Source organism: Caballeronia sp. SEWSISQ10-4 2 (assembly GCF_030464885.1).
In the GTDB taxonomy this organism is placed as follows: Bacteria; Pseudomonadota; Gammaproteobacteria; order Burkholderiales; family Burkholderiaceae; genus Caballeronia.
On record NZ_JALPRJ010000145.1, the window covers coordinates 1 to 11748 of the forward strand.

Annotated in this window: 12 protein-coding genes and 1 pseudogene; 7 read left to right on the top strand and 6 right to left on the bottom strand. The window is 59.6% G+C overall.

Features of this window, described 5'->3' with window-relative positions; genetic code table 11:
• A pseudogene (locus M0D69_RS41870) lies at window positions 1–227 on the top strand (TetR/AcrR family transcriptional regulator); the annotation flags it as partial.
• A 255-nt stretch (window positions 228–482) separates the two neighbouring features.
• On the opposite strand, the gene M0D69_RS41875 reads toward M0D69_RS41870, so the two are convergent.
• The 3 genes from M0D69_RS41875 to M0D69_RS41885 all read right to left on the bottom strand — a co-directional run bounded on the left by M0D69_RS41875 (window position 483) and on the right by M0D69_RS41885 (window position 4518).
• The gene (locus M0D69_RS41875) at window positions 483–1724 is read right to left on the bottom strand and encodes a CaiB/BaiF CoA-transferase family protein (protein WP_301787666.1); all 1242 of its coding nucleotides are present in this window, start codon (window positions 1722–1724) and stop codon (window positions 483–485) included.
• A gap of 78 nt (window positions 1725–1802) precedes the next feature.
• On the bottom strand, window positions 1803–2939 hold the full coding sequence (locus M0D69_RS41880) for a MaoC family dehydratase N-terminal domain-containing protein (protein WP_301787667.1): 1137 nt from the start codon (window positions 2937–2939) through the stop codon (window positions 1803–1805).
• Between the two features lie 19 nt (window positions 2940–2958).
• The gene (locus M0D69_RS41885; RefSeq protein WP_301787668.1) at window positions 2959–4518 is read right to left on the bottom strand and encodes an acyl-CoA synthetase; all 1560 of its coding nucleotides are present in this window, start codon (window positions 4516–4518) and stop codon (window positions 2959–2961) included.
• Between the two features lie 113 nt (window positions 4519–4631).
• Between M0D69_RS41885 and M0D69_RS41890 the strand changes: the two genes are divergently transcribed.
• The 6 genes from M0D69_RS41890 to M0D69_RS41915 all read left to right on the top strand — a co-directional run bounded on the left by M0D69_RS41890 (window position 4632) and on the right by M0D69_RS41915 (window position 9144).
• Window positions 4632–5444 carry an IclR family transcriptional regulator gene (locus M0D69_RS41890; protein ID WP_301787669.1) on the top strand — a complete coding sequence of 271 codons (813 nt, stop codon included), beginning with the start codon at window positions 4632–4634 and terminating at the stop codon, window positions 5442–5444.
• A 2-nt stretch (window positions 5445–5446) separates the two neighbouring features.
• Window positions 5447–5896: a PaaI family thioesterase gene (locus M0D69_RS41895; RefSeq protein ID WP_301787670.1), complete on the top strand. Its 450-nt coding sequence runs from the start codon at window positions 5447–5449 to the stop codon at window positions 5894–5896.
• A 498-nt stretch (window positions 5897–6394) separates the two neighbouring features.
• The gene (locus tag M0D69_RS41900) at window positions 6395–6940 is read left to right on the top strand and encodes a glutathione peroxidase (protein ID WP_301787671.1); all 546 of its coding nucleotides are present in this window, start codon (window positions 6395–6397) and stop codon (window positions 6938–6940) included.
• Window positions 6941–7267: 327 nt separating this feature from the next.
• Window positions 7268–7480 (top strand): hypothetical protein, encoded by a 213-nt coding sequence (locus M0D69_RS41905; RefSeq protein ID WP_301787672.1) that lies wholly within the window; start codon window positions 7268–7270, stop codon window positions 7478–7480.
• Between the two features lie 21 nt (window positions 7481–7501).
• Window positions 7502–8485 (top strand): zinc-binding dehydrogenase, encoded by a 984-nt coding sequence (locus tag M0D69_RS41910; protein WP_301787673.1) that lies wholly within the window; start codon window positions 7502–7504, stop codon window positions 8483–8485.
• A complete protein-coding gene (locus M0D69_RS41915; protein WP_301787674.1) occupies window positions 8482–9144 on the top strand; it encodes a TetR/AcrR family transcriptional regulator in 663 nt (220 codons plus the stop codon). The genes M0D69_RS41910 and M0D69_RS41915 overlap by 4 nt, the downstream gene beginning before the upstream one ends.
• Before the next feature lie 198 nt (window positions 9145–9342).
• Here the strand turns inward: M0D69_RS41915 and M0D69_RS41920 are convergent, their stop codons facing one another.
• The 3 genes from M0D69_RS41920 to M0D69_RS41930 all read right to left on the bottom strand — a co-directional run bounded on the left by M0D69_RS41920 (window position 9343) and on the right by M0D69_RS41930 (window position 11661).
• A complete protein-coding gene (locus M0D69_RS41920) occupies window positions 9343–10101 on the bottom strand; it encodes an SDR family NAD(P)-dependent oxidoreductase (protein ID WP_301787675.1) in 759 nt (252 codons plus the stop codon).
• Between the two features lie 75 nt (window positions 10102–10176).
• Window positions 10177–11034, bottom strand: a complete 858-nt coding sequence (locus M0D69_RS41925; protein ID WP_301787676.1) for a CmcJ/NvfI family oxidoreductase — start codon at window positions 11032–11034, stop codon at window positions 10177–10179.
• Between the two features lie 45 nt (window positions 11035–11079).
• Entirely contained in the window at window positions 11080–11661 is a 582-nt protein-coding gene (locus M0D69_RS41930; RefSeq protein WP_301787677.1) for a hypothetical protein, read from the bottom strand.
• Between the last annotated feature and the right edge of the window lie 87 nt (window positions 11662–11748).

Consider the following 11748-nt stretch of genomic DNA (forward strand, 5'->3'; position numbering starts at 1 on the left):
AAATCACCGGACAAAACCTGGAGATATTTGCAGGCCTGGTCTCGAAGATCAATCCAGGATTGTCGTCAGAGAACTGCACTCTGCGAGGCGCATTGCTCACATCAAACTTGCAGGGCTTGCTCCTCTTTGTACGTCGGGCTGGCAAGAACACTCCGGATCTCGACGGGCTTCACACTATGACGAAGGTAGTCTGGAGAGCATTGAGCACCGCACCAGGCCCGTCCTGAAAGCCCAGCAGCATGAACACGAGGCCGCAGCCGGATTCACGCCCGCAAAGACGTATTGGCTGATGCTGAGCCAGCAATGCAGAAATCGTGGACGCCGAATACCGCACCGAGAGACGAAGCAATGAGCACACGTCGGTCCCGTCGGCTGATACGAGAGGCAGGGCCTTGGCTGATAGCCATAATCTGTCTCCTGTTGAGTCACCAGTTGCCAGCGATCTTGCGGTCGGCCCGATGCGCGGCGACCCGCGTGCTCGCCTAGCCTTTCGTTCTCTTTTGTCTCGGTGTTGCTCCAGCCTGGATGAAGATCTCGACCTCTTCGGGTCGATAGCCGACCTCTGCCATGACGGTGTCGAGGTCGGCGGCGAAGGTAGGTGGTACGGTTCGAACGCGTGCGGGTGTTCGCGACAGCTGCACCGTTGGTCCAATCCCGCGGTAGCCAGGCAGTTCGACCACCATTCCTCGGGCACGCGTATGCGGGTGTTGCAGCACGTCTTCGACAGAATTGACTTTCGAAGCCGAAACGCCCACCTCGGTCAGTCGCTCGCACAGCACTGCCGCGTCGAAATCGCACAGAATGTGCTCGATTTCTTCGCGTAAGGCGACGCGGTTCTCTACCCGGGCGCGGTTCGTTGCAAATCGCAGATCATCGATCAGGTCATGACGGCCCAACATGCTGCAAAAACGCCGGAACTGCCCATCATTTGCCACACCGATGAAGACCACGCCGTTGCACGCGTGATATACGTCGTACGGGGAGATGTTGGGATGCGCATTGCCCGTGAGCTTTGGCGCATTGCCCGACGCAAACCAGTTCGAAGGATGCGGATGCAACAGGCCCAAGGCGGTGTCAAACAGTGAGGTCGCCACCAGTTGCCCGCGGCCCGAGCGGTTGCGCTCAGCGAGCGCAAGCAGGATACCGATGACAGACGAGAGGCCAGTGGCGGCATCGACGATTGGCACACCAACCCGTGTCGGCCCGGTATTCGCGTGCCCATTGACACTCATCAGCCCACAAAATGCCTGCAGCACCGCGTCGTAGCCGGGCAGGCCGGACAGCGGGCCCTGTTCGCCGTAGCCGGAAATCCGACAGTAGATGAGCTGCGGGAAGCGCTCGGCGAGCGCTTCCTCATAACCGATACCCCATTTGCGCATCGTGCCGGGCAGGAAATTCTCGATGAGCACGTCGGTGCTGGCAAGCATCTCCAGCAGAACTTCACGACCGCGCGACAGCGAAAGATCAAGCGAAATAGCGCGCTTGTTACGGTTCAAGCCGTGAAAATAGGCGGCGCTCTCGTCGACGAACGGCGGCCCGAGTTCGCGGGTTTCGTCGCCTTGTGGCGGCTCAACCTTGATGACATCCGCGCCATGGTCGGCAAGTATCTGCCCCGCATACGGGCCGGCAAGCACTCGCGACAAATCGAGCACCTTTAGACCTTGCAACGCGCCTCCGCCCTCTACGCCGTCGCATCCTGCATCATGAACTGCTGAGTCCGTCACTTGCGTCTCCTGATTCTCTTCGTGGCGCAGTTATGCTCTGTCCTTTGCGGCCGCCGCACGGCCGTTTCCGCTTCACGTTCAGCTTCGCGCAGGAAGCTCCACGACACCGCCCCCAATTACAGAAAGCTCATTGTCCTGATTGGTCGCTTCCTGTTCGATCTCGACCAGGTGACGCCCCGACTCCACGAACTTGCGCTTGACTCTGCCCTTGATGAACAACATGTCGCCCTCAGGATTATGGCGGCGAATCTTGCAGTTCGCGCTGCGCAGGAAACCGTCGTCGCCCATCCAGTTGGTGAGATGGTGCGTCAACCAGGAACAGCGCTCGGGGCCATAGTCGTACGCGCCCGGTGCACCGACCCGCAGCGCGAACTCCTCTTCCCAGTGCACGCGTTCCGGGCAATCGGGAATTCCAAAACGGTTCTTGATCCCAACCCCTGGATGTGCGTCGATCAGTTGCCACGCCAGCTTGTTCGCCCGGATGTAGAGGCCGCCCCAGCCCTGAGCAAATGCGATGAAACCCGTCACCGTCATTGGCCCCTTGAACATAACCGGCAACGCCTCACCCTCCGTCACGTCGTCCCAGTAGCGGGTTTCCGCGCCACGCACCTTCTCGTTGCGATAGAGGTCATAGGCTGCCGCCAGTTCCTCCTCGGAATAGTAACGGGGTGCACGCGACTTCACTTCCGCATACTTTGTGCCGCGCTCGCGCGCATGATCGCGCTCAGTACGAAAACACCAGCTATCGGCGTCGGCGACGAGGTCCCCCTCCTGATTGTAGAAGTCGACGTGGTATATCTGCTGGATTGCCCGGCCGGCAAAGCGCGTATCGTGCTCAATCAGATCCTTGAGCCTCGCTTCGGTCGTGATCACGTCGTTGCGCCTGACGTGCTTGTGCCAGTTCCAGTCCGCGCCGGACCACATTGCATGCACGCCTGGCAAGCCACCCACATACCCGGAAACGATGCGGTTTGTCGCAAACAGAAAACTCGGAAGCGCAATGAGGCCACCGTGTCTCGTCGTCGCGGCGTAGTCAGGATCGCACCACAGGGGGTTGTCGTCGCCGATGCCGTGTGCGTAGTGGCGGACGTTGTCGCGCGTCGCCTCGTGACACCAGGGCTCGACAGTGGCGCCGATCTTCATCCCGATACGTTTGCTCAGTTCCTCCAGTCCCTCGTCGGTGATCCTCGGGAACGTGACCTGATCTTCTGCCATACACTCCTCCTTGGTGAAATCAATGTGAAACGGCCGAGCTGGATCGCTCGCGCTCGCGTAATGCCCTGCGATTGACTTTGCCGGCGGGATTCTTCGGAAGCTCGCCGACAAACTCGACGAGGCGCGGGTACTCGTGCTGGCTCAGACGCGCCCGCACCAACTCCTGAATTTCATGAGCGAACGCTTCGCTGCCCTCGCGCGTGGAAACCACGAACGCCTTCACAACATGACCTCTCAACGGGTCGGGCACGCCGATTGCCGCTGCCTCACGGACATCGGAATGCTTCAAAACGGCGTCCTCCACCTCCACGGCACTGATGGTCCAGCCCGCCGAAATGATCACGTCGTCCGCCCGCCCGCGGTGAAAGAAGTAACCTTCTTCGTCGATCCGTCCGAGATCTTTCGTTGGCAGCCATCTGCCACCGCGCCAGACCACGAGTTCGCCCGTAACGTTTGGCGCGCACGGTTGTCCGTTGGCGTCGTGCACCGCAACCCGAACTCCCGGCACGGCTTTGCCCAGCGAACCATCCTTGACCGGAAAATCCGGCGCACCGGGATAACTCGCCAGAATCACGCCGACCTCGGTCGTGCCGTACATGCTGCACACAGCGCAGCCGAAGGTCTTCCTGATGAACTCCGCGCTCTCGCTGTCGATCGGCTCTCCGGTGAACGTCAGTTTCTGGATTGCATAGACATACTGATCGGTGACGCCGGAATTCCGGATCATCCGGTAATGCGTCGCAGCAGCGGACATGTTCGTGAATTGGTGTTCAGCGAGTGCGCGCAGCAGGCGTTCCGGCACGAACTTCCCGGCGTAGGCGCCGATCGTCGCGCCCAGCGCGAGCGGTGCAAGCGTGCCATGCCACAGGCCGTGCCCCCACGCCGGCGAGGAAGGACAGAAGAATCGCTCACGTGGCCTCACGCCTGTGCCGTACAACGCGGCACGTAGCACCATGACCAGCGAGCGGTGTGTATGGCGCACGGCATCGGGCAATTCACGGGTCGTGCCCGAGGTGTACTGAAAAATCGCCAGATCGTCGCTCTGCGTCGCCGCCGCGAACCGGGTGGGATAGCGGGAAAGACATTCGAACCACGCCTGATTCGCGAAAATCAGGTTGACGCGTTGGGTGGAACCAACGACCTGCGCCTTTTCATCGTGGGTGATCAGCGCAGATGGCTTGCAGTCCTCCACCCGCAGACGCAGCCCGTCCTCTCCAAACAGCGTGAAAAGCGGAACGGCAATCGCACCAAGCTTCAGTACTCCGAAAAGAGACGCATAAAAAGCAAGCGACGGATCGAGCATGATTCCCACCCGGTCGCCTGCGCGCACTCCCTGCGCGTGCAGGTAGTGCGCGACCTGTGATGATGTTTGCGCGATCTGGCTGAAGCTCAGGATCTCATCCCGGCCATCGGCATGGGCCACAATCACTGCCGTCCGGTCGTCGAGGGCATGCCGGTCGATGCACTCGTGCGCAATGTTCAGAAGCGGCGGCGCCCCGTCGACGAGGTCCCACAATGCATCCGGACTGAAGTGCCGTTGTGCATCGGCAAAGGAAGTGTACGCCGTCAGTCTGCTCATCTTGAAGTGTCTCCATGTTCTTAAGGCCTGCTAGCTTGAAACCCACTTTAGGAGTCGCTTGTTCGTTTGTCAAATAGGATGTACATTTGTATATATACAAAACGGAGCGAAGTATGAGACGAATCCTCGAGGAGGCTAACTCCGAACCGGAAAAGAAGTTGGCGGGCCCCCGTGTGCGGCCGGTGCCAGCGGTCACGCGATCGATCGCCATCCTGCGGTTGCTAGGCGCCAGTCCGTCGCCGCTTGGAGTCAAGGCCATTGCCGACGAACTTGACCTGGTTCCGAGCACCTGCCTCCACATCCTGCGCGTCCTCGTCGACGAAGAGCTGCTCAAGGTCGATCCCGCGACCAAGCGCTATAGCCTTGGGCCCGGGATGCTGGCGCTGGCGCGCAGCGCGCTGAAGCGCGGGGGTTTCAATGACGTCGTGCAACCGTATCTGGACGACATTTCTGCAAAGTTCGGCGTCACCGCGATGGGTGTAGAACCGAGCGGCTTGAAGCACATGGTGGTGAAATCCCTTGCCGCATCCGAATTGCCCATCAGCCTGCACGTCGAGCTCGGAAGCCAATTTCCTGCGCTAATCAGCGCAACGGGCCGCTGCGTTGCCGCATTCGGAAACTTCAGCACCGATGAGTTGAGGAGCGGGTTCGATTCGTTACGGTGGCAAAACCCGCTGTCGTTCGACGCGTGGTTGAAAGAGGTCAACACCACCCGCAAACGCGGCTTCGGCGTGGATCGTGGTAACTACATCGCTGGTGTTACTGTCATCGCCGTTCCAATTCTGGATTCGAAGCAGCATATGGCCTTCGGGCTCGCTGCCGTAGGTCTTACCGATCACCTGAACGCATCACGCGTTGGCATGCTGGCCACCGAGCTCGTCGATGCGGCCATGGAACTTACCTCGCGTCTACCCTCTCTTCGCTGATCATGAACGCTTACCTCACTCCAGTCGAACTAATGAACGCGGGTTGGCGGCTCCACGCGCGAAAGGGTTTCACTGGACTTGTCGGGCCACTGTGGAGCCGGCGAGACCAGGATGGCGGGCTGATGCTGGGCGTGATCACTGGCGACGACCATCTGAATCCCGGTGGCTTCGTTCATGGCGGCCTGCTCGCTACCCTACTCGACCACGTAGTTAGCACGCTTGCCTGGGAGGCGGCGAATCGCACCCCGTGCGTGACGATTCAACTCGATACGAAATACCTTACCGCTGTACCTAGCGGATCGTTCGTCGAAGCACGCGGATCCGTCATTCGGCAAACGCGCGAACTCGTTTTCGCGCAAGGGGAACTACGAGTTGGAACCGGTGTGGCAGCAGCCGGGACGGCGGTACTAAAAATCGTCACGCACGGACGTCAGCAAGGCAACGATGATTGAGCAGCCAAATTGTCCTGCGTTGATGCCGACAGTTGATATTGAAGCAAAGGGCGATCGAGCTTTGCGGATAGGCGAAACTTCGTGCAGTCAGGGTCATGTGAGCTAGTGCAGTGTTCGATTCTCGAAAACTTGTACGGATTCTGGTTGATAGTGAACCTCGGTGTCGATCAGGCTACAAAGGGTAAGATCGCCGTCGCAGCCCATGCTGCCTGCTCGGCCTCAAATACTGTGCGCGGCAACATTGATGCCGCCAGGTGTAACTCGAGGATTCGTCTCATACTTCGCTCCGTTTTGTATATATACAAATTCATATCCTATTTGACAAGCACCCAAGCGATTCCTAAAGTGGGCGTCAAGCTAGCAGGCCGTAAAAACATAGAGACACTTCAAGATGAGCAGACTGGCGGCATGCACTTCCAATGCCGATGCACAACGGCACTTCAGCGCTCGTCGCGCCTTCGCAGTTTAAGCATCCCGGCCCATTGAAGGAGAATCGGCATGAGCACGATCTACGACATCCCCCTCAAGCGCACCGATGGCGCCGAAGCAAGTCTGGACGACTATCGTGACAAGGTACTCCTGATCGTCAACACCGCCTCCAAGTGCGGGCTGACTCCGCAGTACGAAGGACTGGAAAAGCTCTACCAGGCTAAGCACGCCCAAGGGCTGGAAATCCTCGGCTTCCCCGCCAACAACTTCAATGGACAGGAGCCGGGTACCGACGCCGAAATCAGCGAGTTCTGCTCTCTCAACTACGACGTGCATTTCCCCCTGTTCTCGAAAATTTCCGTGAGAGGCGCGGACCGACATCCGCTGTACGCTGTGATGACACAGGCGCAGCCGACGGCGATCGGCGACGGTCCGTTCCGAGAAGTGCTCAAGGGTTATGGTATTGACACTGGCGCCCCGCCCGACGTGCTATGGAATTTCGAGAAGTTCCTGGTCAATCGATACGGCGAGGTCGTGGCGCGCTTCGCCCCAGATACGGTCGCCGACGATCCGCGCCTGTTGCAGGCCATTGACGCGGAACTGGCCAGGCCTTGAGCCGACCTCCCCCTTCATGCCGCAGAAGTATCAGTCAAGCAGCCGGAGGAATATCCGAATGGGAGCGTTAAAAACCTTGGGTTTGTAATCGGGGGCAAGCCCGAATTGATCCAAGAGCTCAGCACCTTCGCTCGCCAATGGTTCCTTCAATGAGTAGTACTTTTTCAATCCGCCTGGCGAGCCGGTTTATCAAATAGGATCAAATCGCGCAGCTGCTGCGCGAGAACGTGGCGTCCCGACCTTCTTCTATCCGCTGGCGCAGAGCCTGCCTGATGCGGTATACGCAGTGCGCCGGAAAGAAGTCCACGCTGGATTATCAGCGTCTGTATGGGTTACCCGATCGTAGGTTCTCCCGAGACGGTGGCGCGCAAGATGACGGCGATTTCCGATACCGGTATCGACGGCATTCTGTTCACCTGGGTCAAGCCGCTCGAGGACATCCGTCGGGTGACGAAAGACGTCCTCCCCATTCTGGAAGATTACGGCCTGCGCCGGCCATATATAAGCCGCGGCAAGATTGATCAATCGGTTCTCGTCTGAAAATTCGGAGGAAAGAAAGTCATGTTCGCAGCTTATGTGGAAAAGCCCAATTTCGACTCCCCATTGTCGGCGCTTATCCTTGGCGAGCACCCGGAACCAAGGGTTCCAGAAGGGTGGGTAAGGGTCAAGATGTCTGCCGCCAGTCTCAACTGGCACGATATCTGGACACTGCGAGGCATGGGCGCCGCCGCCGGCCGACCCGAGATTTTCCCCATGATCCTCGGCTGCGATGGGATCGGCACTCTGGACGACGGCACGCGGGTCGCCATCTATCCAGTCATCGGCAATACCGATTGGAGAGACGACGAGACGCTGGATCCCGACCGCAATGTGTTCAGCGAGCAGTTTCACGGATCATTCGCCGACTACATGGTCGTGCCGCGGCGCAATGCGTTGCCTTTGCCACAAAGCCTTGCGTCGGTTCCGGCCGCCGTTTTAGGGGCCTCGTGGCTTACCGCCTATCGGATGATGTTCACCCGCGTGCGGCTGCGGCCCGGACAGACGGTCCTTGTCCAAGGCGCGTCCGGCGGCGTCGCTACCGCGCTCATTCAGCTTGGCCGTGCGACCGGCTTGCGGGTATGGGCGACGGGGCGCTCGGAGGAGAAGCGTGCTCTCGCGGAAAGTCTCGGCGCCCACCGGACTTTTGCGTCCAACGAATCGCTTCCGGAGAAGGTCGATGCGGTGTTCGAACCGGTCGGGGCTGCAACCTGGAAACATTCGATTCATTCCGTGCGCCCGGGGGGTACTGTGGTGATCTGCGGGGTGACAACCGGTGATCAGCCGGGCGCGGAACTGGCTCGCATCACATTCGACCAAATCACAGTGACCGGCGTCTTTGCTGGAACGCGTAGCGAATTCAGGGATCTGATCACCTTCGTTGACGAATACGGGTTGGAGCCTCAGGTTGGCAAGGTGCTGCCGATCACGGAAGCCGCCGAAGGGATGCGGATGATGTGGGAAGGAAATGTTTCCGGGAAGATTGTTTTCAGTTTCGCGGGTTCGTGAACCGACGTGAGTTTGGCCCAAGACGAGACAGACATTTCGGAGACGGTGCTCTCGGATGCCGCCATCCGGTCAATCATGACAAAAAGCGCCGGCGCGTCATCGAGGTCGCTTCGCGCCTGCTCGCCAAATCGGGCCTGGGTGCACTGACCGTTCGCGACGTGGCGCGCGAGGCCGGTTACAGCACGACAATCGTCATGCACCATTTCAAGAAGAAGGATGAGTTGTTGACCCTCATCTTCAAATACAACCACGCCCGGTTCGTCACTATCACCAATGAGGCGTTACGGAAAAGTGGCGGCGACCTCAAAGCCTTCATGACGTCGGTGATGCTCCTGGAAGACCACAGCATCCAATGGTGGCGCGTCTGGTTCGCTTATATTGCCCAGCTCGACTCACATCCCGAGATTTCTTCGATTCACCGGGACTTCACCAAGGAGCAAAGGAAGCGCTGGGTTGTCATTCTGAACTCGATGACCGCGCGCGCTGCTGAAGCCTGGCCTCGACCTCGAGCACGTCGCCGACCGCCTAATCGCCGCCATTGTCGGTCTTGTCATCTCAGCCATCTTCGACCTGGACTTGGAGACCAGCATGTGCACGCCGTCGAGTTGGCAATGCAGCGCCTGGTTCGAATCGTTGCTGGGCTGCACGTCCTCACGTGAGCACGATCTGGTGATGGCGATGGCGGCCGCACACACTGGGCACCCCGCACGTTATGAGGGCACGCAGATGCCCACCATGTTGAGGTGGACATCTGCTGCACCGACATCTCGCGCGAGTCTACGTGTGGCAAATCTCGCGCTCACGCACGACTACCTCCTGGCGCGGTGGGCGACACCGACCAGAAACCGCAATACGGGTCAGGCGGACAGTCCACCGTCTATGGCGAGATCGATTCCGGTCACAAATTTGGACTCATCGGAGGCGAGGTACACGCAACCGTACGCAATTTCCTCTGGCTCGCCCCAGCGCCCAATTGGCCCGAGACTCGCCGCGGCGAACTCCTGCGCCTCGGCGTTCTGCATCGACGCTGGCGTCCGAATGATTCCGGGATGCACGGCGTTGACCCGGATGCCTTCGCCGGCATGCGCCAAGGCCGTGGACTTGGTAAATTGGCGGATTGCGCCCTTGGACGCATGGTAGGCGGCGAAACTGGGGCCGCCACGCAGGCCGAACAGCGAGCCGATATTGATGATGCTGCCGCCGCCGCGCTTACGCAAATGCCCGATGGCATGCTTGGTCGCCAGAAAGGTGCCCTTGGCATTGATGTCGATAATGCGGTCCCACTCTTCCTCGCTGGTCTGCTCGGCGGTTTTGCCGATGCCTACGCCGGCGTTGTTGACCAGCACGTCCAGACCGCCGAAGCGCGCGACAGCGCGTTCCAGCATGGCTTGGACTTCGGATTCCACACGGACATCCGCCTTGACGAACTCGGCCTCACCGCCCGCAGCCTTGATCGCCGCCGTGCAGCGTTCGCCACCGACTGGATCCACGTCGACAACAACAACTTTAGCGCCCTCGCGGGCAAAGACAGTGGCGATGCCCTCACCGATGCCGGAACCCGCACCGGTTACGACGGCTACTTTGCCTTGCAGGCGGCCCAATCCCTTTACCGACATTGATGCACCTCCTTTCCTGTAATGGTCAACCTGCTTCCCGGCGGACGCCGCAGCACCGCCCGGAAGGTTCCGCCTTCAGACCCAGAAGGCGAAGAAGCGCGCCTCAAGGCTTTCCCGGGGCGTCGCATCGGGGTGGATCTCGGTGTTGTTGAAGCTGCTGTGCCAGACGGTCTGGTCGTCGTTGAATTTCGTGTCGTAGCCCTTGAAGATCAGCAGTTCCTCCTCGCGCATGTTGGAGAAGTAATACCACTTGTCGTCCGGATCGTAGAGGCCCAGGCGTGTTTCGACGGTGTGCCCTTCCGCCTCCATGCTGGTGACGTTGTCCATTATCACGCACTTGCCGGGCTTGATGCTGAAGCCGTCAGTGAGGGCCAGCGGGAAATCCTGAGGCGGCTTCGACACTGCCCGCCAAGTGTTGTACATCACCACCCGCTTGTACGGCGGCACTTTGATCTTCTCATCCTCCTGGACCCACTTGGCCCAGTCGTGGAAGGTCCTCTGAGTCACATCTGCATGCACGAAGCCAGCCGGCCGGGTAGTGTCGTCGCCGTTTTCGCCAGGTGCGCGCTGGGACAGGCGGACCTGGCAGTAGGTGCGGTACGGAAGGACGTAGTCGGCGCCGGAGATCTTCTTGATTACCTCCTTGATCTCGTCGTGGTAGGTGCCCTCCAGCTGCCTGGCGTCACGCAGGTGCGAGACGCTGCTGACATGGTCCACCAGGATGAAACCTTCCTTGTCCAGATCGAGCTGGCCGCGAATCGGGCGCGCGTCGTGGATGGTGACCTTGTGCGCCTCCAGCGGCCGATAGGTCTGGCTCGGATCGAGCACGTTGGATCGGGCGCGAGGGATGTTCTGACTGAAATTCATGTAGGCCTCGACCGAGGGCAGGTGGATCTCGGTATAGGCCTGTGCAGCGGTGGCGGAACCAGACATGGTCGGTATCTCCTCTGGGAATTTTGCTGGATTCTTCGGGCAGGATCAGTCGGCCACAGGTGCACTGGTCACCGCGGCGATAGCTTCCGGCGTTTCCCACTGGCTCTTCCAGCCCGGCGGCGGTGGCGCAATGTGATCGGCTGCATTGTTGCGCATGGCCATCTCATAGACCGCGCGACAACCAACGATAACCGACAGGTCCGGTGAGCCGTCCGGCTTCGCACCGCACAAGCCACCAAACAGGATTGAGTGCTGCAGAACGTTGTCGGGACCGATCTCAGCGCTGTGAGCGATCCTGGCACCCTCGCCGATGTAGTTGTTCGCGACGATCTTGCCGTACTCGTAGTCGAAGCTGCCACTGAGGATAAAACCGTAAGCCTCGCCGAGGTGGTAGTGCGGCTCGACTTTCATGCCTCCCGGCACGTCGAGGATCATAACGAACATGTCGCGCTCCCAGTTCACCGTCATCAGCTTAAAGACGGGACCCTGGTCGCTGCCGATGAGATTGAAGGGCGTCCAGGGGATCATATTGAAGCGCGCGATATGGGCGCCGTCAAAGAAATGGCCGCTCTTGTCGATCGGCAGTGGCTTGATCTTGGCAAGCCGCTCTTTTTCGGAAAGGAACATAATGTTAGGACCTCGAACGTGGAAGTGGTGGATCAGTCCGGCAGCAATGCCTTGCCGTTATCGATGAATACCTTGCGCAGGATCTCC

Excerpts from the sequence above, each read along its gene's own strand:
- M0D69_RS41925 (WP_301787676.1), bottom strand. The coding sequence starts at position 11,034 with ATGTCTGGTTCCGCCACCGCTGCACAGGCCTATACCGAGATCCACCTG.
- M0D69_RS41905 (WP_301787672.1), top strand. The coding sequence starts at position 7,268 with ATGGGTTACCCGATCGTAGGTTCTCCCGAGACGGTGGCGCGCAAGATG.
- M0D69_RS41900 (WP_301787671.1), top strand. The coding sequence starts at position 6,395 with ATGAGCACGATCTACGACATCCCCCTCAAGCGCACCGATGGCGCCGAA.
- M0D69_RS41885 (WP_301787668.1), bottom strand. The coding sequence starts at position 4,518 with ATGAGCAGACTGACGGCGTACACTTCCTTTGCCGATGCACAACGGCAC.
- M0D69_RS41930 (WP_301787677.1), bottom strand. The coding sequence starts at position 11,661 with ATGTTCCTTTCCGAAAAAGAGCGGCTTGCCAAGATCAAGCCACTGCCG.
- M0D69_RS41880 (WP_301787667.1), bottom strand. The coding sequence starts at position 2,939 with ATGGCAGAAGATCAGGTCACGTTCCCGAGGATCACCGACGAGGGACTG.
- M0D69_RS41890 (WP_301787669.1), top strand. The coding sequence starts at position 4,632 with ATGAGACGAATCCTCGAGGAGGCTAACTCCGAACCGGAAAAGAAGTTG.
- M0D69_RS41910 (WP_301787673.1), top strand. The coding sequence starts at position 7,502 with ATGTTCGCAGCTTATGTGGAAAAGCCCAATTTCGACTCCCCATTGTCG.
- M0D69_RS41920 (WP_301787675.1), bottom strand. The coding sequence starts at position 10,101 with ATGTCGGTAAAGGGATTGGGCCGCCTGCAAGGCAAAGTAGCCGTCGTA.
- M0D69_RS41895 (WP_301787670.1), top strand. The coding sequence starts at position 5,447 with ATGAACGCTTACCTCACTCCAGTCGAACTAATGAACGCGGGTTGGCGG.